We start from the raw sequence: 26,008 nt of genomic DNA on the forward strand, positions 1-26,008 counted from the left end.
GGTAATCACTAAAATAATGAATGTAATGAGAACCGTATATCTTTCTTCCGCCTATCTGGCACCCGTGGAATACTACGCCAAACTACTGGCCTATGATAAAGTTTTCATCGAACAGCATGACCATTACGTAAAGCAAACCTACCGCAACCGTTGCACCATTGCAGGGCCTGATGGTGAGTTAGCTCTCTCCATCCCCACGGTCAAGCCCGATACTTTGAAATGTCCGTTGCGTGACATCCGCATTTCCGACCACGGCAACTGGCGGCACCTGCACTGGAATGCTTTGACATCCTCTTATAATCATACCCCCTTCTTTGAATATTATAAGGATGATTTCCGCCCCTTCTATGAGAAGAAATATGAGTTTTTAGCCGATTTCAACGAAGAATTGTGCCGTCTAATCTGTTCGCTGATAGATATACAGCCGGATATGGAGCGTACTACAGAATACAAGACTACCTTCACTCCCGGCGAAGATGATTTCCGCGAACGCATTCATCCGAAGAAAGACTGCCGGGAAGAAGATCCCGACTTCATTGCCCGGCCCTATTATCAGGTCTTCCAGGAACGGCTCGGCTTTCTGCCCAATCTCAGCATTGTAGACTTGTTGTTCAATATGGGTCCGGAGAGTTTGCTGGTATTGCAACAATCTATTTGTAACAGATAAAGCAGTAACCATTTGAGCTTTCAGACATCACTTTGAGAACTTTTGCAAAAATTCCGCAAGATTTCCCCCTTCTTCTATTTCTAATTTCTTGCGCAAGCGATAACGACTGATTTCAACTCCGCGCAAAGAGATATTCAGTAACGGGGCAATCTCCTTAGAAAGCAGATTCATCTTGATATAGGCACAAAGTAGCTTTTCTTTATTGTTCAGTTCGGGGAATGCCTCTTCCAGTTTTTTGAAGAAATCGTGATGTACCGAGTCAAAAGTACTCTGAAAGGCCTGCAAATCGTCATCATGCTCAATGTTTGTATCAATCTGCCCTAACAATCGGAGTGTCTTCCGGCGAAGGGAAACAAGATTCTCCTCACTAATGGAATGGGAAATGCTCAGTACCTCTTTTTTGATATCCAACAGGATTTCATTCTTACGCACAATATTGAGTGTAGTACGAATCAATTCCTCTGATTTATGGCGCAATTCTGACTGCAAGTTTTCTTCCTTCAGGATATCAATTTTCTTATCTTTCAAATCACTCTCCTTCTGGAATTTCTGTTCTTGACGGTAAAGTTCCAATTCCTTTTGCATCAACAAACGCTTACGACTTTCTGAAATACGATAATACATATAGTACAACAACAACACTACAACTATCAAATATACCAGATAACTCCACCATGTACGATACCAAGGCGGCAGGATTTCAAAAGCAAAAGAAGTCTCCACCAGTTCCTGATCCCCGTCAGTCAGTAACTTCACACTAAACACATACTTACCTTCATGCAAACCTGTGAATTCTTTTACATTATTCTCACTATATTCGCTCCAGACTCCTTTCTCACCACCCATACTCAACTGATATGAATATAAAACTGTCCGCCCCTTATTATAATTATTCACACTATATTTTATCCTCATCGAATTCTGAGAATAAGGAATCACTATCGGGGCTGTATCATATAAATAACTGCGACCATAGATAAGCGAATCACGCAATCCCGTCAGATACACTTTTCTGATTTGCAAGGTCAGCGGTGCACGCTGTGTCTGCGAACTATCCATTTGTATCAGTGAAAAGCCCTCTTCTGTTCCAACAATTGCCTGATCAGCTTTATAAAGATGCACATCTTCAAAGTTCTCTATCAATGCCCCTTTCAAAAACAGTTCATTATTCACCCGATGATATTCCCTCTTAGCGGAATCATAATGCAACACCTTCAATGTGCCATCCACTATATACCAGATATTCTGCAATGAATCTATCTTCATATAAGTATAAGCCGCTCTACCTTCTAATAACTGCTCAAGCCAAGTACATGCTTCCAGACAATCACGACTTTGGTTATAGTGCCATAAGCCATAATGGGAAGCTATGGTTACTTCATCCTTCACCCGCAACAAGCATGCATCATAACCACGTGGAAAGTTTATGCTGTTGTAATCCTTAATCTTTTCAACCTTTCGTAAGTCCTCTGCCAAAGTTAAACGGGAAACTCCATTCTCCTTATTCCCTACCCACAGAATATTGGTAGAGTTCTCCATCAGCATATCCTTACATGAGCGGCTGAAACCTTCTATGTAGCTTTCCACTGTCCAATTTGTACCTTTTTTCACAAGCAAATACAATCCGCTATAAGTTCCCGCAATCAACACATCTTTCCGGGCATCTACTGATACCATCCCCCATACACCTTTAGGATTATTGAGATGCTCCATACGATCTCCATCTATTATAAAGATACCATTATCCGAACAACAGAAAAGCTTATCGTCATATTGGTGAAGCGACCACATCTGACCACCCGTACCTGATACAAAGTCAATAGGATTTCTCTGGTTCAATTGTTCAGGGAGAGTAGAGCAGTACAAACCTTGATTCGTTGCAAAATAGAATTTACCCCGATAACTGCAAGAAGCATAACCCGAACCGATCACCGGTTTACCCCCATAGAGTGAGGCAAGCCGTGCATTCAAATGGATGCAATCGATACCATTATCCAAGCCTAACCAAAGATCTCCTGCCTTATCAAACATCATGCTTAACACCGTTTTGTTTTGCAAGCCATTCTCCGTAGATATTACCTCCATTTCATTCGTCTCCAGATTTAAAAGACAAACTCCACCTTGAATGCTACCCAGTGCCAGCAATGAATCTTGCAACGCCGCACAGAATATCCGGTTCTTACGACAGAACTCTTCAGCTACTGTGGGATATTTCTTAAAGAAAGTGCCATCATGAATGAAAAGACCATTATCCCGAGTCACCACCAAAAGGTTATCCCGATAAGGTAATAGTCCTCCAATCTTAACCGTGGCACCTGTTGCCGAAGAACCCGACACCCGTCTGAATTCTGTTCCGTTTAGTACTAACAACCCTTCAGCAGAAATAATATATAGTTTGTTCTGTACAATCAATGAAGTATATATCTCCGAGGAATAGTCTATTCTATTCACCACATTTTTCTCCATATAGAAGAAACGGCGGTCCGATTGAAAATATACCCGATCGCTATCCAATAGAATATTCCAAATGACTCCCACATTCACATTGGGAGATAAACTATCAGAAAGGCAAGTATACTCCAACCCACCAAGACGATTTGGCGCAAAATAGCCAAATTGTTCCATTCCACCGATATAAATCCGTCCATCATGCCCCACCTTTACTGCACGTGTTTTGGCATTATGAATCGGATAGGTATTCCATTCCACACCGTCAAACTCCAGTAGTCCTTTATTATTAGCTGAATATATCCAGCCATTATCGTGTTGCTGAATATTCCAATTCTGATTGCCTGCTTTATAAGTATGGCGGGTATAATTTGTCACCGGACGCTGCCATTCAGCACTTACAGGAATAGATATGAAGAAGAGAAGAATATAAAAACAAGAAATCTTTTGTTTCATAGCAGTCAATGTGTTATTCTTATAAAAACAAAGATAGAATATTTTATTTACAAATAAAAATATTATTCTTAGATGTAACTAAATTATCATAATAAACATTTAATTATCAACAAAATAATTAAGTTAAGAGAAAGTTATGATGTAGTCAAAACTAATCAATGAGAAAGTTTTGAAGTAGCGTTTTTTTAGGGAATGATCTCATCGTACGCATATATTTGCAGCGGATAAAACCATTTTGTTAAACCTATTAAGTCATACTAACATGAAAAAAGCATCTTATCTATTCATGTATATGTTGCTATTCGGTCTGTTGGTCAACGGCAATGCATGTGGATCGGACAACGATGAAACAAATTCGCCAGAAACGCCCAGTGGCGAAAACCCAGAGAGCCCTGTCGGCCTGCAAGCCTACATGCTTACCACCACTGACACCCGCACCTATGATCTAAAGGAATCCACCGTGGCATTCGAGTCCCAGGCCAGCATGTCACCTAAAAATATTCTACTGAATCCACAGCAGACCTACCAAACTATGCAGGGATTCGGAGCGGCGCTCACTGGTTCGTCAGCTTTTTGCCTAAAACTGATGAAACAGGAAGACCGGACAGCATTCCTTAAAAAAACGTATTCGCAAACCGAAGGTTATGGAAGCAGTTATGTACGCATTGCTATCGGCTGCTCCGACTTCTCCCTGAAAGAATATACCTGTTGCGACACACCAGGTATAGAAAACTTTGCTTTGACTTCGGAAGAAACAAATTACGTGATACCTATTTTAAAAGAAATCATAGCCATCAATCCGGACATCCGCATATTAGGTTCGCCCTGGACTTGCCCTCTATGGATGAAAGACTATCAAAAATACCCTGTCTACCAAAACCGGGAATACACAGCAGGGCAACTGAAACCCGAATACTATGCCGACTATGCCACCTACTTCGTTAAGTGGATACAAGCATTTCAAACGGCCGGTATCCGCATCGACGCTATCACCATACAAAACGAGCCTCTCAATAATAAGAACTCAGCCTCACTGGTGATGGAATGGAAAGAACAGCGTGATTTCGTGAAAGTTTTGGGTCCTGCTTTTGAGACTGCCGGACTTTCCACCAAAATCTACGCTTACGACCACAACTATAATTATGATAACAAGGGTGACCAGAATGGTTATCCCTACCAGATATACAACGATACCGAAGCCGCCAAGTATCTAACCGGAGCCGCCTACCACGACTATGGAGGCAACCGTAACGAATTACTCAACGTCTATCAGCGTGCTCCCGAAAAGGACCTGATTTTCACCGAATCATCCATCGGTACTTGGAATAACGGCCACGACTTGTCCAAAACTCTACTTTCCAATATGGAAAGCATCGGCATAGGCACCATCAACAACTATTGCAGCGCAGTGACCATCTGGAACCTGATGCTGGAGACAGACTTCAACGGAGCCGTACCCAGCAACAACGGTGGGCAACCCAACCGTCCCGGTGGATGCCAGACCTGCTTTGGAGCAGTAGATCTGAGCATGAGTGACCTAAAAACAATCTACATGAACTCACATTACTACATGATCTGCCATCTGTCAGCAGTGGTAAAACCTAGTGCCGTACGGATCGGAACAAGCGGATACACCGACAATGACATTGCCTACAGTGCTTTCAAGAATACGGACGGAAGCTATGCCTTTGTCATCATCAACAAAAGTCGTTCGGGCAAGAGCATCGTACTTACCGCCCCTGACGATAGCGGCAAGAAGCACTCGGCAAACTGTACCCTACAGCCGCACTCGGTAACCTCTTTCAAATGGAAATAACAGAGACTTAAATATAATACATCACTTTTTTTAATTTTAAATTTATAGATTATGAGAAATCGATTTTTGCTCGGCATGATGGTACTCAGCCTTATAGGCATGACATCGTGCAAAGATGAGATTGACCAGTTCGATGATCACGGCAGCTCGACTATCGTATCCTTTGTAGGCAGTGAAAAAGCTTACATGGGCGATAGCATCACCTTCGACTTCGAGGTGAAAAGCGGAGGCGTGAAAATCAACCAGGCCAAGATTCAACTCTACTATGGAGAAGAAATGGTATCCGAAGCCTTCTACAGTCTGAAGGCCGACGGAAAGTACAGCGGGAAAGTACTGGCTCCCTACCAGAAAAACACGCCTGACGGAGAAGCAAAGGTTATATTGCGCATCCAGAACGAGCGTTTCAGCAACGACAGTAAGGAAATGACCGTTGCTATCGAACGGCCTAAGTACCAATTATTGAAGTTGGTGGCTGCCAATGGCAAAGAATACACCATGACTCCTGTTCCCGGCAAAGAGTATGAATACAAAGCACGTGAAGCTTTCCCGGCCGACATGGAAGCATCTATCATAGCACCGGCCTATTCTGATGGAACAGACAACCCCTACCTGCAAGGCAACAAATTGCAATTCGGCATGGATAATGGCAAGATTGCCCTTAATGCTACCAAAGGCATCGGCTTTGAAACCACAGGTTATGATGAAGACGGCAAGTATGAAATTACATTCAACACCCTGACTTTCGAAGGTAGTCCATTCCCGAAATTTGGTGTCCGCTTCGACACACAGAATAAGTTCATGGAATTCGACGGATCAGGTAATGTATTCTACCTCGAGGCCGAATTCAAGAAGGATGATATCATCAAAATCAGCGGTATCAAAGAAGAGTATGCCGAGCTTTGGAAGAACCCTACCTGGTTTGACCTCGTAAATGGAGACGAAACTCTACTCCACTTCCGCGGAAGAGACGGCAAGTACAAACTCACGCTGGATAAAGGTATGAAGGCAATCATGATGGAACAGTTGGAAAACGCTTCTTCATCAAACACACAGAATGCCACTGCTATGTGGGTGATTGGTAACGATAAGATAGGATTCCCATCATACGCCCAGAACAACATTAACTGGAACACGGGCAAAGCATTCAACCTGGTTCCACTCACCGATACCAAGTATGAACTGATACTGTTGGTAGGGCAAAACGTAAATGGCGTCAACTTTAAGTTCTTCGGACAGAAAGGATGGGGAACGGAATGGAAAGGTCCTGGAGTATATACAACAAAAGAAGGTGGCAACTACGTCAAGTATGCCAGTGACGGTAACTTCAACGCCAATGATACCTGGCCGTCCGGTAAATATATGGTAATGACTGTAGAAACCAGCACCAACCCGAACGGACTCTGGATAAAGGCCTTAGACGAACTCCCCTTGTACGAAATGGGCGAATGACCAACTTCCTTAAAGTATAGATAAACAATTAAGTATAGATATATGAAAAAAAGATATTATATAGCAGCCATGTTTGCCCTTGGTTTGGTAGCACAACCTGCCACTCTACGCGCCAGCGCTGCTGACGAAGCCAACGGTATTGAAACCGTACAGCAACAAAAACAACGCATCAGCGGTTTGCTGACCGATTCCAATGGTGACCCCATCATCGGTGCCACCGTCAGGGTGCAAGGTACCACCAACCGCGGTGTCATCAGTGACGTCGAGGGACGATACTCTATCGAAGCAGCTCCCGGCGAAGTGCTGGAATTCAGCTATATCGGATTCGTCAGTGTAGATCACAGAGTGAAAGCCGACGAAACCACTTTTAACCTCCGAATGGAGATGGATGCCATCGCCACGGAGGAAGTAGTGGTTGTGGGTTATGGTAAGCAGAAGAAAGAGAGCGTAGTAAGCTCCATGTCAACCGTAGGACCGGCTCAATTGAGTGTTAAGAGCGCCAACCTTACCAACAACATCGCCGGTAAGCTGTCCGGTCTGATTGCCGTACAGCGCTCGGGTGAACCGGGTTGGGACGATGCGCAGTTCTTTATCCGCGGTATCAGCTCGTATGCCGGTGGAACAGACCCACTGGTACTGGTAGACGGTGTGCCCCGTAAAATGAATGATATTGACGTAGATGAAATCGAGACATTCTCTATTCTGAAGGATGCCGCCGCGACAGCCGTATATGGTGCCGAAGGTGCTAACGGCGTAGTATTGATTACTTCCAAACGTGGTAAATCACAGAAGACTGTTGTCAGCATGTCAGCCGAATACGGCTACTCCACGCCGCTCCGTCTGCCCAACCTCATGAGTTCTTACGACTATTTGAGCTTATACAACGAAGCAGACTGGAACAGCAACGGCAACCCGCGCGCCAATTACACAGCACCGGTGAGCGATGCTGACCTGGAAAAATACCGCAGCGGCGTAGACCCCGACCTTTACCCGGATGCAGACTGGATGAGCATGTTACGCGACCACACCAGCAGCCAACGCTATACCATCAACTTCCGTGGTGGTGGCGACCGCGTACGCTTCTTCGTATCGGGTGCTTACTTTACGCAAGACGGTGTGTACAAAGAAAAGAAGAACGCCGACTACGATTCAAACATCAGCTTCGACCGTTACAACCTGCGTTCCAACATTGACTTCGAACTGAGCAAGACCACCCGTATGTCTGTGGACATGTCCGGACAGTACATCAACCGTGTGGCTCCCTCCAAAACGGCCGGTGACATCTTCGGTGGTATGACATTGCAACCTGTGCATCTCTATCCGCAGATTTATTCTGACGGGTCAGCAGCACAGCACCCCAACTATGACAATTCGGGTCTTCGTCAGAACCCTTACAACTTCCTCTACTTCAGTGGTTACAGCAAGAGTTGGGATGCCACATTCCAAAGCAAGGTATTGTTGGAACAAGATCTGGACTTCATTACGAAGGGACTTTCTGTAAGAGGTAGTGTCAGTTTTGACGCCAACTCCAACCAGTATGTCAACCGCACCATGTCGCCTGCGACCTTTACAGCTACCGGACGCGACGCCGATGGTAACCTGATATTCAAAGCTCTGGAATCCGGATCGGCACTGAGCAACCCCTCAAGTGGTTCATCCGGCGGTAACAAGAAGATCTACATTGAGGCATCCTTCAACTACAAGCGTAATTTTAGCGACAAACACGATGTTACGGGTTTGCTGCTGTACAACCAGAAGGAAACCCAGAAGCAGAACGTCGGTGGTCTCAACCTGCTTCCTTATCGCAAGCAGAGCATCGTAGGTCGTGGTTCTTACACTTACGACAATCGCTACACCATCGAAGGTAGTTTCGGTATGACAGGTAGTGAGAACTTCGCCCCGGGTCACCGTTGGGGTATTTTCCCCGCCGTGGGTGGAGCCTGGTACGTGAGTCACGAGAAGTTCTTCGAACCTATACAAAAAGTAATCAGTACCTTGAAACTGCGTGCATCCTACGGACGTACCGGTAACGACCAGTTGGGAGAAACCCGTTTCCCCTATCAGGAAGCGATGAACACCGATGCCGGTGGCCTCAACCTGGGTATATCAGGCATATCAAACGGTAATGCACAGAACTGGTTCGGCGGATTGAGCGAAAACCGCGCCTACTACGCCAACCTACGCTGGGAGATTGAGGACAAAACCAACTTCGGTTTCGATCTCGGTCTGCTGAACGGACAACTTGACCTCTCCATGGACTACTTCTCCAACCGTCGTAAGGACATCCTGATTACCCGTAACACGGTTCCCTCAATGAGCGGTCTGCAATCCAACCCTACCCAGAACTACGGTATCGTAAGTAACAAGGGTATTGACGGAAGCTTGACCTTCAAGCAACACGTAGGTAATCTGAACCTGACGTTCCGCGCCAACTACACGTATGCAAAGAACAAGATTGTGGAAACGGATGAAATCAGACATAAATACAGCTACCAGGATCTCACGGGCATGTCATTGTGGACTCCTTTCCTCTACATCGCCGACGGACTCTATACACCCGATGACTTCAACATCACTGTAGACCCTGTGAGCGGTGCCGAAAACTACCAACTGAAATCCGGTGTAGCCGATCCGGGAGCAGCAGTAGCACCTGGTGACATCAAGTACCGCGACTTGAACAATGACGGTGTCATCAATGACGATGACAAGACTTACCGCAACGGTCACTTGGACAAGACCCCGCGTAGCGTGTATGGTCTTTCGCTGAACGCCGAATGGAAAGGATTCTTTGCCGGCATCTTCTTCCAGGGTGTGACGGGCTGTTCCATCAACCTGATGAGCAAGGCATCCAACTTCATGCCGTTCAACCAAGGTAAGGACGCTTCTTCTGCACGTATGGAGGCTATGAGCCGCTGGAAAGCATCCGACCCTTACAACGACAACGTGCTCTACCCACGCTTGCGCAACAATACTTTTGCACACAATCTGCAACCGAGCAGTTGGTGGTATCGTGACGCAAGTTTCCTCCGCCTGAAGAACGTGGAATTCGGTTACCAGTTCAACAAGAAGCAACTGAAGTCATTGCGTCTCACCAACCTGCGCCTCTACGTACAAGGCACCAACCTGAAGACCTGGGACGACGTGAAATATTGGGATCCGGAACTGGGTGATGCAAACTCAGGTGCCAAATATCCCATCTCCAGCACTTGGACCTTTGGAGCAGAAGTTACATTCTAAACATCTAATTAATAAACGATATGAAACTGAAAAATTTACTATACGCAACCGTCGGCTCTGCCGTCCTTGCATTCAGCACAGCATCTTGTTCAGACTATCTTGACATATCAGGCGAATTCAACGCCAGCCTGGGAGTCGATCAGGTTTGGGACAATGCAACCTATACGCGAAACTGGTACGGGGTTATCTACCGCAATCTGATGGAATATTCGGAAACCGGTTCGGAAGTCAGTGCTTTCAAAAACCCATGGTCAAACCTCTGCGGTGAAATTGCTTCGGAAAAGGCCAGTTCACGCGATGTCATGATGGCGGGTTTCACAGCAGCCAGCGGAAGCTATCACCGCTGGGCCACCTTCTACAAGGACATACGCCAGGCTATGATCTTCATTGAACGCGCCCACGACGGAGGCGTTGGCGATCCCACCAGCACCAACAAACTGACTGCCGAAGAAATAGCCCGCATGAAGGACGAATGCCGATTCATGATTGCCTATTATTACTTCTCTATGTTCGAGCTTTACGGCCCAGCCTGTATCGTGACGGAGATAGACGACGCTGCCGAACCGCATGTGACGAACTATGACCGTGCCACTGTAGACGAAATGGTTAACCACATCGACGGCATATTGGCCCCCCTCTGCGACCCCGCACAGTCCAAGCTGCCCGAATCAGTCATCACATCATACGCAGACAATGCATACAATTTCAATACCAATGAAGTGGTACGCCCCACTATCGTAGTGGCCAAGGCATTGCGCGCCAAATTGTGGATGTATGCTGCTTCCAAGTTGTTCAACGGCGGCGATGGTTCCGAATACTACCAGGGATTGCAAAAACTGCAAAACTCCAAAGGCGAATACATCTTCCCACAGAGTAAGGATCCGCAGAAATGGGTGACTGCCAGAGACCGTGTAAAGGACCTGATAGATTATGCCGAAGCGCAACACCACACTCTCTACCGCGTGATGGCAAACGGAGTGGAGCAACCTGACCGTTCGATATACAACCTCTTCCAGGTGTACAATGAAGAAATCTTGTGGTGCAGTACCAACAACAGCTACTCCGACCAGTACAAGATGGAGAAACGTACCAACCCGCGTGATGTAAACTCATGCTATGGTACCATCGGCCCGTCTCAAGACGCTGTAGACATGTTCTTCATGACCAATGGCCTCGACATCAATGATCCGAACAGCGGTTACGACGAAACCGGATTCAGTGCTGTAGAAAACCGTTGCTATGACCCCGACTATAAAGATAAGAAGACGGATCAGAATATCTCCAATATGTACGCCAACCGTGAACCGCGTTTCTACGCAAGCGTGGTATACCAGGGAAGAAGCTGGTTCAAGAAATGGATGAACGGTAACCCTAACTACACCGTAGACTTCTCGGCAGGTGGCGGAAACGACCTCTCCAACGGTGACAACGTGAAAGGCGGATATATGCTGGGCAAATTCAAGAACCGTACCGTGAACCATGCCAGCGGTGATACACAGAGTTGGAAACGTGTTTCCATCATCTACCGTTTGGCCGAGTTCTACCTGTTCTATGCCGAAGCACTCAATGAAATAGACCCGAGCAATGCGGACATCATCAAGTATATCGACATAGTACGCGAACGTGCTGGTATCCCAGGCTACCAGACCATGAACGATAACGGCATAAAGACCGGTGTAATCGGCAATTATGACAAACAGTTCGATGCCATCCAGCACGAACGCTACGTAGAACTCTATTGTGAAGGACAACGCTACTTCGACGTTCGCCGCTGGATGGTCTGCGGTGACGAAGGCAGAATAGGTTGCGACCAGACACGCTTCTACGGAATGAATATGAAGGGGGCAAAAGATAAAGCTCCGGGCGAACCTACCTCCTACTATACGCGTACGAAGCTGGAAAACCGCCAATGGACAGACAAGCTCTATCTCTATCCTATTCATCAGAATGTGATAGAACTGGCCGAAGGACGTATTCCGCAAAACTATGGTTGGTAAAGAAAAAACAACTTTTTTGATTCGTTTTCAAAGGATTAAGTAGAAAGATTGAATGAAGGTTTGGAGGCAGTAACTGGCATAACCGGCCTGGTTACTGCCTCCTTTCTTTCTCAGCTAACAAATCAATAATAAATATACCATGCGTAAAAAGAAAATATTTCCAGCCCGGAAACTCCGGATACTGATACCCATAATTCTGTTCTTGTCCCAAACAGTTTGCGCACAGCACGAAAGTAAAACAATCAACGACGGTTGGAAATTCCATAAAGGTGAGTGTGAGGCCGCAGTTTCTACGGCTTATGACGACAGTACGTGGAACAGCATACATCTCCCGCATACCTGGAATACGGATGCTTACGTAGAAAAAAAATATTATCAGGGAACAGGCTGGTATCGCCGCATGCTGACGTTGCCGCAAAGCTGGAAAGGAAAACAGATATTCCTGAAACTGGATGCTGCCAGCAAAGCAGCCACCATTCACATCAACGGAAAGAATGTAGGTGAACATGCCGGAGGATATACCGCCAGCACATTCGACATCACCCCATTCTGTACATTCGGCACCCCCAACTCTCTAGCCATCCGCGTAGACAATGCCCGTCAGGATATTCCCCCTATCTCCGGCGACTTCACGTTCTTCGGCGGTATCTACCGGGATGTATGGCTGACGGCTGTTCCCAAGCAACACTTTCACCTGACCAACCACGGTTCGGACGGCATTTTCATCAGTACTCCCCAAGTATCCCAGGAAAAAGGAACGATACTTATCCGTGGAGAAGTTAAGAATGATGCCAATCAGAAAGCATCGCTTGAACTGGAACACACCGTGTACAACCCGGACGGGAGCATCGCCCACACCAAGAAACAGTCTATCCAAATAAAAGCCGGAGAACTCTACTCTTTCCGCACCGAAACAGCCCCCATCCCATCCCCCAAATTATGGACGCCGGAAACACCTCACCTCTACAGAGTGGAAAGCATTCTGCGCGATAAGAAAACAAAGACCATCCTCGACCACAGCAACCATCATACCGGTTTCCGCTGGTTCAACTTCGACGGGGAGCAAGGTTTCTGCCTCAACGGAAAACCTTATAAGCTGCGTGGTATCTGCCGCCACCAAGACCAAAAACCCATCGGGGTTGCACTGACAGACGAAATGCACCGTCGTGACATGAAACTGATGAAAGAAATGGGTGCCAACTTCATCCGCATCTCCCACTACCCGCAAGACGACGCTTTGCTGGAAATGTGCGACAAACTCGGCATGCTGGCATGGGAAGAGATCCCCATCATCGATATCGTGCCCGATACTCCCGGATATGCAGAGAACTGTGAACGCAACTTGCGGGAAATGATACGTCAGCACTATAATCATCCTTCCATCATCACCTGGGGATATATGAACGAGATATTGCTCGTCACCCAACGTCGCTACAAAAAGGAGGAAGAACTGAAACCTGTGCTGGAACGGACACTGGCACTTGCCAAGCGCCTGGAAGATGTCCTGAAAGAAGAAGATACCACCCGCGTCAGCACGATGGCATTTCATGGCAGCAACAGTTACAATGAAGTGGGATTAGGCAGCATCACCGATATTGTCGGCTGGAATCTTTACCAAGGCTGGTATGGCGGTGATCTCACAGGCTTCGAACGCTTCCTGACAGAACAACACCAAAAGTATCCTTCGCACCCGATGATTGTCAGCGAATACGGTGCAGGTTCCGACAGGCGTTTGCATTCGCTGCAACCACATGCTTTTGATTTCAGTATCGAGTATCAGCAAAAGTATCTGGAACACTACCTGCCTGTGCTGGAAGAGACACCTTACATCTGCGGCGGAACCCACTGGAATTTCATTGATTTCTCCTCCGCACTACGTGATGAATCTATGCCGCGCATCAATAACAAAGGGCTGGTATACGCTGACCGCACACCCAAAGACGTGTACTACTATTACAAAGCTGCCTGGCGCCACGACATTCCCGTGTTGCACATAGCCAGCCGCGACTGGACTCACCGTGCCGGAGTACAAGGAGAAGCCCCGGTAATGTTACCGGTCAAAGTATATACCAACCTCCCGGAGGTAGAACTCTTCATCGACGGAAAATCTTTGGGTAAACAGAAAGCCACGAATTATACAGCCACCTTCGAGGTACCGTTCAGCCGGAAAGAACACTTCGTTTCCGCCAAAGCCGAAAACAAAGAAGCAACTACGGGTATCCGCATCATAGAAGACGGCATCCGCCTGAACTTCACCCCTACCCCTATGATGCTGAATGAAACAAACTTGCGGGGACTGGAACTCGCCGTCAACGTAGGCAGCCATTGTTTCTATACTTCCGATGAAAGCCAGCTCACTTGGCTACCCGACCAATCCTACACCGAAGGTAGCTGGGGATACATCGGCGGAGAGAGTAAAAGCAGCCAGGGACAGATTCAGAATACCAATGACGGACCTCTGTTCCAGACCCTTCGCAGTGGTATTGAAGGCTATCGCTTTGATGTACCCAACGGCGACTATGAGATAGAATTTCTTTTTACAGACATCTTCCGTGAAAATGCGGCGGCAGTCTATCTGCTGGACCGGAATTCCGGTGCGGAAAGCCGTGAAAACCGTTTCAGCATAATCATCAATGATGTGGTTGTTGAAGAAGACTTTTCTCCTTGCCGCGAAAGTGATTACTTCCAAGCTTTACGGAAAAGATACAATATTACAAACTTTCGGAATAAAATCGAAATACACTTCCCTGTTCGGAATGGAAAAAGCCTTCTGAATGGTATTAAACTCAGGAAACTTTATTAACTTCAAAATAAAAACGCCATGAGAGCTAAAATTTGCTTAGTCATCACCAGTTTGTTGCTCGTAGCAAGTAGTATGAATGCGCAGTCCATCTGGGACAGGGCACATCTGGAAAAAGTAAAACAATCATTACACCATCCTTACTTTTCGGCTGCTTATCAGGAGCTGATAGCGGATGCCGACAAGACGCTGGACGTGCAACCTTTGTCGGTCATGATGAAGGAAAAGACACCCGGCAGCGGAGACAAACACGACTACATGAGTCAGGCACGCTATTACTGGCCCGATCCCACCCAACCGGACGGTCTGCCCTATATCAGCCGTGATGGTGAGTCGAACCCGGAACTGAACAAACTGGACCGTAACCGTCTCGGAGCAACCGCCCAACGCGTCACCACCCTCGCCCTTGCCTGGTATTTCAGCGGTGACGAGAAATATGCCCAAAAGGCTACGGAACTTATCCGCGTGTGGTTCTTTAATAAGGATACGCGCATGAACCCCAATCTGGAATATGCCCAGATGATTCCGGGACACAACAATAATAAAGGACGTTGCTACGGTGTCATCGACACCTATTCTTTCGTCGAGATGCTGGATGCCGTACAGTTGCTGGAGGGTTCAAAAGCCTTCACACCGAAGGATGCCAAACAACTGAAAGCATGGTTCGGCAAACTCCTGACCTGGATACTGAACAGTCCGCAGGGACAGGAAGAGGCCAGACAAGCCAATAACCACAGTACGGCACACGATGCACAAGTTATTGCTTTTGCCCTGTATGCAGGAAACATGAAAGTAGCGCAGGAAGTCATCAACGCCATTCCCCAGAAGCGTATCTTCACCCAGATAGAACCCGACGGAAAACAACCGCACGAACTGCGCCGCACCCTCGCCTTTGGCTACTCACAGTTCAATCTGTCTCATCTCATCGACATCTTTGTAATGGGGCGGAAAATTGGAATCTCCATTGATAATGCCACCTCGGCAGACGGGCGCAACTTCTACAAAGCCATGGACTTCCTGGTTCCCTACGTTGGAAAAGAAGTGGAAGACTGGCCCTACCAGCAAATCAGCGAATGGGACTATAAGCAACAAGAGTTCTGCAAAGATTTGTATCGCACCAGTTTGTTGAATCCGGCGCGGAAAGATTATCTGAAAATAGCCAAAGCCCACCGTGTCATCGATTGGAAAGACCGCTTCAACCTGCTATGGGTAGAGGCTGACGACGTAGACAATGCCTATGCTTTCGCTTGCGGACAGCTCCGGTTCGCCCTGGCGTGTGCAGGTAAGGCCAGAAAAGAAGCAGATAACCAATGTAAGCATCGGGTCGTTCCTCGCAGTATCAACAAAGACGGTTCGCTGAAGATGGTACATCCCCACGACTGGTGCTCAGGCTTCTTCCCCGGTTCATTATGGCAGATGTATGCCTACACGAATGATGACTTCTGGCGTCAGCAAGCCATCAGCAACACCTGGATGATAGAAGAAGCCAAATGGCATAAAGGTACCCACGACCTCGGCTTTATGATGAACAACAGCTTTGGCAAAGCCTATCAGTTGACCGGCGAACGCTCTTACAAAGATGTAGTGCTGCAAAGTGCCAAAACGCTAATAACCCGCTACAGCGACAAAGTAAAGAGCATCCGTTCGTGGGACCACAACCGTGATAAGTGGAAGTTTCCCGTTATCATCGACAACCTGATGAACCTGGAAATGCTGTTCTGGGCCACACAGGAAACCGGCGATTCCATCTACTGGAAAGTTGCCGTCAACCATGCCAACACAACGATGAAGAACCACTTTCGTCCGGACTACTCCTCTTACCACGTCGTGGACTATGACCCTGAAACAGGCGAAGTACGCGCCAAGCAAACTGCACAGGGATATGCCGACGATTCCTTTTGGAGCCGTGGTCAGTCATGGGGATTGTACGGATATACCGTATGCTACCGCTTCACCAAAGACCCCGCCTACCTGCAACAGGCACGCCACATCGCAGACTTCTTCCTCGGCCTGCCCAACCTGCCCGAAGACTTAATCCCCTACTGGGACATGAAAGCCCCCGGCATTCCCGACGTTCCCCGCGACGCCTCGGCTGCCGCCATCATGGCTTCGGCTCTGTATGAGCTTCGCAACTACGTTCCGGCAGAGGATGGCAAGCACTACCAGGACATTGCCGACAAGATGGTGGACAGCCTCAACAAACATTATCGCACCGAGCCGGAAACCAACTACGGCTTCCTGTTACTCCACTCCACCGGGCACCATCCGGGAGGCGACGAAATTGATGTCCCACTGAACTATGCCGACTATTATTATCTGGAAGCACTGGCAAGAAAAGAGGCTCTTAAGCAATAATTAATACTTTTTGAGACAGTAGTTCATCTTTTTGAGACGTTTTGTATGGTAAGCAAACTACTTTTCCACTATTTTTGTAGCACAGAGAATTAGAATCATTTTATAAAAGAAAAAAGACATGAAAAACTTATTCGACATTAAAGACAAAGTTATCATCGTAACCGGCGGTTGCGGTATCTTAGGTAAAAGTATTGCTAACTACCTTGCTGAACAAGGTGCTAAAATCGTTATCCTGGACCGTGTGGAAGAAATCGGCAAAGAGTTGGAAGCCGAACTCAACCAGAAAACGGAAGCCTTGTTCCTAGTGACGGACGTGCTGAACAAAGAAGTGCTGGAAGAAAACAAAAAAGCCATTCTGGAACGCTTCGGCACTATCGACGTATTGCTGAACGCTGCCGGTGGAAATATGCCCGGTGCCACCATCGCCCCGGATAAGACCATCCTTGACCTGGAAGTAGATGCTTTCAGAAAGGTAGTGGACCTGAACCTTTTCGGTACAGTGTTGCCCACAATGGTATTTGTAGACGTAATGGCTAAGAATAAGAAAGGTGTTATCGTCAACTTCTGCTCCGAATCCGCCCTGCGCCCGCTGACCCGTGTAGTAGGCTATGGCTCAGCCAAAGCTGCCATTGCCAACTATACCCGCTATATGGCAACGGAACTGGCAAGCAAATTCAGCCCCGAACTTCGTGTAAATGCCATCGTACCGGGCTTCTTGCTGACAAACCAGAACCGTGCACTGCTGACCAATCCGGACGGCTCTTACACCGACCGTGCACGCACCATCATCGCCCACACTCCATGCGGACGTTTCGCTGAACCGGAAGAGTTGTTCGGAACCATCCACTACCTCATCAGCGATGCTTCCAGCTTCGTGACAGGTGCCTTGTCGGTAGTAGACGGCGGTTTTGACGCCTTTTCAATCTAACCCAATTAATATTTAATAATTGATAATTAATAATTCAAGTATGGTATTATGCGAACAAACCTGGCGCTGGTATGGTCCTAACGACCCGGTTAGCCTGTGGGACATCAAACAAGCCGGAGCAACCGGCATCGTGAACGCCCTGCACCACATCCCCAACGGTGAAGTGTGGACAGTGGAAGAAATCATGAAACGCAAGGAAATGATTGAAGCCGTAGGCCTGCGCTGGTCGGTAGTGGAAAGCGTGCCTGTGCACGAACATATCAAGACCCAAACAGGAGATTTCCAGAAATACATCGATAACTATAAAGAAAGCCTGCGCAACCTTGGCCAATGCGGCGTGAACATCGTGACGTACAACTTCATGCCCGTACTGGACTGGACACGTACCGACCTTGCCTACGAACTGCCTGACGGTAGCCGCGCCCTGCGCTTCGAACGTGCCGCTTTCATCGCTTTCGACCTCTTCCTGCTAAAGCGCCCCGGTGCTGAAAACGACTACACCGACGAGGAGAAAGCCAAAGCAAAAGCCCGCTTCGAACAAATGACAGATGCGGACAAGCAATTACTAATCCGCAACATGATTGCCGGACTGCCCGGCTCGGAAGAAAGCTTCACGCTGGAACAATTCCAGCAGGAACTGGACCGCTACAAGGACATCACCCCGGAGAAGCTGCGCGCCAACCTGATTTACTTCCTGCAAGAAATCACCCCGGTTGCCGACGAAGCAGGTGTAGAGCTGGTCATCCATCCAGACGATCCCCCCTGCTCCATCCTCGGCCTGCCGCGCATCATGAGCAGCGCTGCCGATTTCCAGGCATTGATTGACGCTGTTCCCAACAAGAGCAACGGCCTTTGCCTCTGCACCGGTTCACTCGGCGTGAGCAGCTCCAACGACTTGGAAGGCATGATGAAACAGTTTGGTGACCGCATCAACTTCGTCCACTTCCGCAGTACACAACGCGATGCAGAAGGCAACTTCTACGAAGCCAACCATCTGGAAGGTGACGTAGACATGTATCACGTCATGAAAGCGTTCCTCGAACTGCAACAGAGACGTCAGGTATCCATCCCCATGCGTCCCGACCACGGACATCAAATGGTGGATGACCTGAAGAAGAAAACCAATCCGGGATACTCCTGCATCGGCCGCCTGCGCGGACTGGCAGAATTGCGCGGACTGGAAATGGGTATTGCAAAGTCTATTCTTTCTGATTCTCATTAGACAGCACTGTCCCATCTGACGCGTTCATCTGACAACTCAGTATAAAGAAGACCCGGCAGTCTGAAAAAGCGGCACCGTTCATGGTGCTCCTTCTCAGATTGCCGGGTCTTATGCTATATGCACAGGCGAAAAAAGTTCTCATTCGCCCGGTTATCCCCCCGAGAGGCTATTCCTATTGTTTTTCCTTCCTAATGCTTAGTTCTTTTCATACTAACGCTAATTCTTTCCACCATGGGGTTCTTTTCTTTCCACCGTGGAGAAAGTTTCTTTCCACCATGGTGGAAAGAAAAGAACCCCATGGTGGAAAGAATAAATACTTGCTGCGATTTTCCTTAGCCTCCGCAAGGAAAAGAAATAAAAACGGCAACGCAGCAACTTAATTTAAGTAATTCACGTTTTTCTCATATTAAATCCAATATTCTTTGTTTTTAATCACACTTTCAAAAACATCAGATCAGTTCGCTACAGCTCCTCCTGACAAAAAGAGCAGTATATCTTTCGTCGAGTACCCTCCACGACACCGGTAAGGTATAGGTGAAACTCACCTTCCCTCCTGTATGAAATGTCATAACCGGGGAGTATTCTCCCGGCTCCAAATTAGGCAGGATGACTAACACCTCTGTGTCAGTATACTTAAACACTCTTTTAACATGTATCAATGTGCCCTTATCGGAGACGGGAGAAAGACCCAGGTATATGGTTCCAAGTGAAGATAAGCACAGATTTTCACCTGTGATTACGACAGGAGCGTTCGGAGTAATGGTGCCGTCGCGCATGCCTGTCAGCGGATCGTATACACCATTGATAACAGGTACGTTCTTTCCGAAAAGCGTCGGAAATCCATTCTTCTCCTGCTTCCTGTGATGCAACTCAGCCACTGTTTTTTTCTTATCTTTCATCATTTAATATCCTTCAATTAGTTAGTAATAACAGTCTATCAAACTGCTTCACAAAATTACACCACAACGCATACACTTCCGTGGCAGTAACAAGAAATGTCAATCAATACAGCTTTCTATATCTGACCGTGCCCGGTTCATCAAACACAGTTTTCGGAAATAAGCCCCTTCCAAAAAGAAATGTTACGATTATCGAAACAAGTAGGCTCCCAAAAGTGTTAAATGGATAATAGACAAACCTCTAACTCAGACAAAAGATTATGATAACAAACGAGTTAAACACAGGATTAGTTAATGCCGTCAGAGAGAAACTCCCATCCAAAGAAAATCTTGCCAATACTTTAATGGATATTCTTTATATAGGCAAAGAAGCTATCTACCGCCGGCTACGGGGCGAAGTACCTTTCACCCTGACCGAAGCAGCCATTATATCCCGGAAACTGGGTATATCGCTGGATAAGATGATAGGCGTGAGCTTCCAGAACAATGCCGTTTTCGACATGAATATAGTGGATAGCAGCCAGCCGCTCGAAACTTACTACTCCATCCTGGAAAAGCAGGTGGAGCTATTCCGGAAAGTGAAAGAAGAAGAGAACTCGGAGATCGGGACTTCATCCAATATCATTCCGCTGACCCTCTCATTGAACTACGATATGCTCTCCAAATTCCGGCTCTTCAAGTGGATGTATCAGAATGAAAACATAAAGTGCAAGCATTTTGAAGCAATGGAAATCCCGCAGAAGATAGTGGATAAGCAAAAGGAGTATACCGGTGCGGTAGCTCACATCCGTTCGGTAGATTACATCTGGGATAATATGATCTTCAGCCATCTGGTCAATGACATCCAGTACTTCTGCGACGTTCATCTCATATCCGATGAAGACAAGAACCTTCTTAAGGAGGAACTGCTCTCAGTGATAGATGACCTGGAAGAACTGGCCAACCGGGGAAAGAGCAAAACGGGCAACGACGTCAAAATCTATATTTCGAATATCAACTTCGAGGCTACCTACAGTTATCTGGAGACCGATACGATACAGCTCAGCCTGATCCGGATATATTCCATCAACTCCATTACCACACAGGATCATGAAATGTTCCGGGGCCTGAAAGAGTGGATTCAATCATTGAAGAAGTTCTCTACGCTGATATCAGAAAGTGGTGAAATGCAACGTATTCAATTCTTTAAACAACAGCGGGAAATTATCGGTACATTGTAGCTATTCCTTCCGAATAATGCAATTGTTCACACAATTATTCTCTAATATCGTAAACAGGTAGACCTTCTATCTGTTTTTTTCGTCTTTCAATTATTTCATATTCAATTCCTTTCAAATAGAAAAGACACTCGTTTTCTTCACATGATTTCAGATACAAAAGTTCCACCGACAAGCTTTATATTTGCATATGTCACAAATCAGACCCATGACATTTGATTATTAACAAAAAAGAGGAGGCTATGACAAAGAATTATATTGTAAAAGAGTTGATTAAGGAGATGAAAGAAAGGATTCCCCAAGGGCAGAACTTAGCTAATTATCTGACAGATACATTGTATATGGGGAAGGAGGCCGTTTACCGCAGACTGCGCGGAGAGGTTGCATTCACCTTTGACGAAATAGCCGTAATCTCTCATAACCTGGGCATTTCCATTGACCAGATTATCGGAAACCATCTGTCCAACCGGGTCACTTTTGACCTGAATCTGCTGCATTCGCCCAATCTATTCGAAAGTTATCATGAAATCATCGAACGTTATCTGCGGATATTCAGTTCTATGAAGGGGGATGGCGATGCCGAAGTGTATTCGGCTACCAATACCATTCCTTTTACCCTCTACTCATCTTATGAGTATCTGTCTAAGTTCCGTCTGTGCCGATGGATTTATCAGAACGGGAAAGTAAAGACCCCCAATTCTCTGAGTGAAATGCATGTACCGGAGAAAATAATTACCGCCCACAAGAAGCTGAGCGAAGGACTAAGGAAACCCAAGAAGACTTTTTTCATATGGGATAGCAACATCTTCCAATCTTTCGTAAAAGAAATAAAGTATTTTGCAGGGCTGAACTTAATATCCACGTCGGACGTGATGTATCTGAAGAATGAGTTGCAACAGTTACTCGTGGACCTGGAACATTTGTCGATGAAAGGAGAATATAGTGAAGGGCATGAGTTGTACATCTACCTGTCGAACATTGATTTTGAAGCGACTTATACGTATGTTAGCAACAAAGATTTCCAGATCAGTCTTTTCAGGGTATATTCCATCAACTCTATGGATTCGCAAAGCCCGCAGATTTGCCAGATGCAAAAGAACTGGATCCAGTCTTTGAAAAGACATTCCACATTGATTTCGGGAAGTGGGGAGGCACAGAGGATTGCATTTCTGGAGAAGCAGAGGAGTGTTATCGAGATGCTATAAAAGGAAGTAGCATCGAAGGGCTATAAAAATGAGCTGTATCAGAATACTTATTTGAGTTATTTCTGATACAGCTCATTTAGTTTCAGGGTACTGACCTCACGCAACGGAACCAAGCCCAGTCCACCCCTCCGTCTTGAGGCCAAGCGTCGAACAGATTATTATTGGCTCCAACCAACCAATAGTTACCCTCACGTTGAGTCAATGTCCAGTGCACAGCATTTATTTTCTCAAATCCGCTCCCTGTCCAAGTTGTTAAACTGCCAAAGCCTTGATTTTCGAGACTGACACTCGTCCCGCCCATACTGAGAACCAAATACATCTCACGCTGGGTAGGCAGACGCCAACCATTTCCTTTATTTTCACATATCGCCTTTGCCTCTGCCCAAGTCTTACCGCCAGTACTGGTGTTTTCAATCTGAAGCTGAGGAGCAATCCTATTCATCGCATCACTTGTATCCGGGTTCTCACCTGAAGCTAAAAGCACCGAGGGGTCTGTTCCCCCATTATTATCGCGGGAGACAATAGTAACCCCCGCAGACTCTACCTTTAGATACGGGTACTTCGTTCCGCTATTATTATTATTTCTTACACAACGGAAATAATTATTTTTGCTGATAGGTACAGAATTCTGATAACCTGCCGAAAACTCTAACTCATAGCGTGTGCCGGAGCCTTGAGCTGTATAGTATGACGAAGACCAGTAGTTAGCAGTCCAGTTTTGATACCATCCATATGGATTCTGACTTTCATTATACCTGTAATCTTCTGCATTGCCACCCAAAGCGTTTACATAGGCAAACGACATCAACAATTCGCTGGCAGTAGGCAAACGCCAACCATCGCCTATATTGCCGCATATATTCTCCGCATCAGTGGCGTTTGCCATACGTCCCACACTTTGTGATGGTACGTTGTTGTTTTGATATATCCTATTATCAAACCGGAGCGGATAAAGATAGAAAAGGGGTTCCCCAGTGGTCGTATAAGATTTGGTTTCGGACACCATCTGAAGGTCAATCGTGCGATAGAACGGGAAGTGTTCATCCTGGATGGTATGCATCACATTTCTGAACGTGATTCGTATCGTTCCGCTTTTCCCCTCTTTCCATTTGCCGGGATTAAGCTTCAATCTGAAATCATATCCGTGACCAACAACATCATTTCCTTTACCATCATCATAACCTACGACAGACTCTTGGTACATCTTCGTGTCCGCATTCTTCCGGCCTACAACTATATCATTATCCGGGTCGGTACGAATCAATCCGGTACCATCATCGTTGACGATATTCAAATTTTCAATATTCATAATCTCCCAGTTGTTATTGACAAACAATTGCAGGTATTGCTCCGCTCCCAGAGGAATTTTATAAGTGCTGCTATTGACGGTGGTAGGGTAATGTCGGAATGAGAACTGTAGTTCACCTTGATTGATGGGAAGTTGTACCTGCTTAAGATGCCCCTCCTTATCATATAAGTTAAAATCCATCTTGTCCCAACGCCACCACCAGCCGATGCCATCTTCTGTAGTACCGTCTCCCGTTTGTCTCGGATTGGGTTGCACGGTAAATGCCTGCACCCTTTCACGAAAGGATTCCGTACTGTTTCTGTACAATTGCGGAGTTATATTGCCGGCATCATATTGAATAATTTCCAAATCATTTTTTCCTTGAAGCTGAACATCTATTCTATCCACAGAAAACATCACATACACTGTCTGCGGCTCGATGGGGATACCATCTCCATCAGGATTTCTAATCGGGAAAAAGAGGCCATTCTCCAGTACATTCCCGTATGCATCGACAAATTTGATAATCCCCGGATCTATCGTGTACTGAGTCACCTTTATTTCGTGTGTCAGGCGCCCGGCTGCCAACGTAACGGTAGCCGTTCGGGTGGCACCGATAATATCATTATTAAAATAAGGAATCTTCAGTTTAAGTTGTGTATCATCATTCGCAACACCCGATGCCGTAGCTACTCCACCTTCGAATGTGAGCCAGTCACTTCCAGCCGTAACGGTGGCTTTCCAACCGTTGGGACTGTCAGTAAAGACATCTATGGCATAACTATTATTCTGGTACTGGGTCACCTGCACGTCTGGTTCGCCCACACCAAGCATATGCTGTCCGTTGTAGACCACATCTTTCACCTTATCGCGATTGTAGTGTATCACCCGGTATTTCATGTTGGACATGACCGTGTAGGTTGCCAACGCCTCGCGGATATCAGCACTACCGGCACCCAACGCCTGAGTGATGGTAACAACGTATTTGTAGTTCCGCTTCAAAGCCAGATATTCCACTTGCTCCCCTGTTTGTCCGGTTTTGGTGAAATCAATCCGGTAAAAGCTTGACTTGCCACTGCCGATCTTACCTTTCACTATCAGGCAAGTAGCGTCCTTACGGCTCGCATTATTGTCTCCGGCCACACCACCGGCATCCTCTGCCGCTAGAGATTCAAACGTATAGATCTCCCCGTCATAGGGTGTGTTGCCATTCACGGAATAGAGGATTGCATTCCCCTCTCCCGTCTTTTTGCCACTGTCGCCCGGAAGGTTCGGCTCATCCGGAGCCGGGTCAATAATCTGCCCGTTCGCATTCCATGCAGAAGAGATGAATCCGGTTGTATTGTAATTGGCCAGATAGACCTCCTCGACCGTGAAGTTCGATGCCGAATTGCGGATGTCGATACGCGCCAGCATACGCTTCATATCGATGCCGGTTATCGGATTCATCGAGGCATCAATTTTCGCCACTTCTGTCTCCCCATACATAGGAATCGGCGTATAGCCGCCAGAGGTCGACCCGTCTGCTGTCCATTTACCTTCCCGGGTGTGAAGCAATGCTTCCATCGCCTGGGCTTTGGTAGTCACTCCCTTTTTGAAGCCCGGTGCTATATCACTGAGTTGTTTGTTTGCCACGACCACGATACAGGTGGTTGTGGCAGTGGGAGGAAGCGGGGCAGAGAAGTTCGCCGTGGAATTATTATTGGCCAAGTCCTGTGTAATACCTGTACCCACGGCCCATTCCAGAAATATCGCGGGCGTTTTCGACGCATCAAAAACAAGGATATCCACTGTTTTTATCTCGTCTTCTTTCTTGGCTGCACCTGTTCCGGTCATTGTGCGGGAAGAAACAGACGGAGTAGCTACATCAGGAACCGTCAGGGTAAACCGGACACCACTCCCTGTTTGGGGAGGTATTGATTCAAACTCCTCTTGTGTGCATCCAGCGAGCCACACTGTCACCAGCAGGATTGGCAGAAGTAAGCTTTTTCTGAGTACTGAAGTCTTATATTTCATTTTTTGAT

Annotated in this window: 14 protein-coding genes; 11 read left to right on the plus strand and 3 right to left on the minus strand. The window is 46.8% G+C overall.

Translation table 11 applies throughout. The features are described from left to right. Positions 1-25 precede the first annotated feature (25 nt). On the plus strand, positions 26-667 hold the full coding sequence (locus HMPREF9447_RS10870; protein ID WP_009129780.1) for a WbqC family protein: 642 nt from the start codon (positions 26-28) through the stop codon (positions 665-667). A gap of 27 nt (positions 668-694) precedes the next feature. Here HMPREF9447_RS10870 and HMPREF9447_RS10875 read toward each other — a convergent pair whose 3' ends face one another. Continuing rightward, entirely contained in the window at positions 695-3,571 is a 2,877-nt protein-coding gene (locus HMPREF9447_RS10875; protein WP_009129781.1) for a ligand-binding sensor domain-containing protein, read from the minus strand. A gap of 286 nt (positions 3,572-3,857) precedes the next feature. On the opposite strand from HMPREF9447_RS10875, the gene HMPREF9447_RS10880 reads away from it, so the two are divergent. The 8 genes from HMPREF9447_RS10880 to uxuA all read left to right on the plus strand — a co-directional run bounded on the left by HMPREF9447_RS10880 (position 3,858) and on the right by uxuA (position 19,375). Beyond that, positions 3,858-5,387, plus strand: a complete 1,530-nt coding sequence (locus tag HMPREF9447_RS10880) for a glycoside hydrolase family 30 protein (protein ID WP_044138011.1) — start codon at positions 3,858-3,860, stop codon at positions 5,385-5,387. Positions 5,388-5,438: 51 nt separating this feature from the next. Continuing rightward, the gene (locus HMPREF9447_RS10885; RefSeq protein WP_009129783.1) at positions 5,439-6,836 is read left to right on the plus strand and encodes a DUF5125 domain-containing protein; all 1,398 of its coding nucleotides are present in this window, start codon (positions 5,439-5,441) and stop codon (positions 6,834-6,836) included. A 42-nt stretch (positions 6,837-6,878) separates the two neighbouring features. Then, positions 6,879-10,073, plus strand: a complete 3,195-nt coding sequence (locus HMPREF9447_RS10890; RefSeq protein ID WP_009129784.1) for a SusC/RagA family TonB-linked outer membrane protein — start codon at positions 6,879-6,881, stop codon at positions 10,071-10,073. A gap of 20 nt (positions 10,074-10,093) precedes the next feature. Further along, complete coding sequence (locus tag HMPREF9447_RS10895; protein ID WP_009129785.1) at positions 10,094-12,070, plus strand: RagB/SusD family nutrient uptake outer membrane protein; 1,977 nt, start codon at positions 10,094-10,096, stop codon at positions 12,068-12,070. A gap of 139 nt (positions 12,071-12,209) precedes the next feature. Beyond that, a complete protein-coding gene (locus HMPREF9447_RS10900; protein WP_009129786.1) occupies positions 12,210-14,873 on the plus strand; it encodes a glycoside hydrolase family 2 TIM barrel-domain containing protein in 2,664 nt (887 codons plus the stop codon). An 18-nt stretch (positions 14,874-14,891) separates the two neighbouring features. After that, positions 14,892-17,225, plus strand: a complete 2,334-nt coding sequence (locus HMPREF9447_RS10905) for an alginate lyase family protein (protein WP_009129787.1) — start codon at positions 14,892-14,894, stop codon at positions 17,223-17,225. Between the two features lie 118 nt (positions 17,226-17,343). Then, complete coding sequence (locus tag HMPREF9447_RS10910; protein WP_009129788.1) at positions 17,344-18,153, plus strand: SDR family oxidoreductase; 810 nt, start codon at positions 17,344-17,346, stop codon at positions 18,151-18,153. Between the two features lie 40 nt (positions 18,154-18,193). After that, a complete protein-coding gene (uxuA, locus tag HMPREF9447_RS10915) occupies positions 18,194-19,375 on the plus strand; it encodes a mannonate dehydratase (protein WP_009129789.1) in 1,182 nt (393 codons plus the stop codon). 449 nt (positions 19,376-19,824) lie between these two features. Here the strand turns inward: uxuA and HMPREF9447_RS10925 are convergent, their stop codons facing one another. Beyond that, positions 19,825-20,277 carry a DUF4469 domain-containing protein gene (locus tag HMPREF9447_RS10925; protein WP_009129790.1) on the minus strand — a complete coding sequence of 151 codons (453 nt, stop codon included), beginning with the start codon at positions 20,275-20,277 and terminating at the stop codon, positions 19,825-19,827. Positions 20,278-20,534: 257 nt separating this feature from the next. Between HMPREF9447_RS10925 and HMPREF9447_RS10930 the strand changes: the two genes are divergently transcribed. Beyond that, the gene (locus HMPREF9447_RS10930) at positions 20,535-21,494 is read left to right on the plus strand and encodes a hypothetical protein (RefSeq protein WP_009129791.1); all 960 of its coding nucleotides are present in this window, start codon (positions 20,535-20,537) and stop codon (positions 21,492-21,494) included. 239 nt (positions 21,495-21,733) lie between these two features. Beyond that, a complete protein-coding gene (locus HMPREF9447_RS10935) occupies positions 21,734-22,696 on the plus strand; it encodes a hypothetical protein (protein WP_009129792.1) in 963 nt (320 codons plus the stop codon). Between the two features lie 82 nt (positions 22,697-22,778). Here HMPREF9447_RS10935 and HMPREF9447_RS10940 read toward each other — a convergent pair whose 3' ends face one another. Further along, positions 22,779-26,000 (minus strand): fimbrial protein, encoded by a 3,222-nt coding sequence (locus HMPREF9447_RS10940; RefSeq protein ID WP_009129793.1) that lies wholly within the window; start codon positions 25,998-26,000, stop codon positions 22,779-22,781. Positions 26,001-26,008 lie beyond the last annotated feature (8 nt).

Source organism: Bacteroides oleiciplenus YIT 12058 (genome assembly GCF_000315485.1).
Lineage (GTDB): Bacteria > Bacteroidota > Bacteroidia > Bacteroidales > Bacteroidaceae > Bacteroides > Bacteroides oleiciplenus.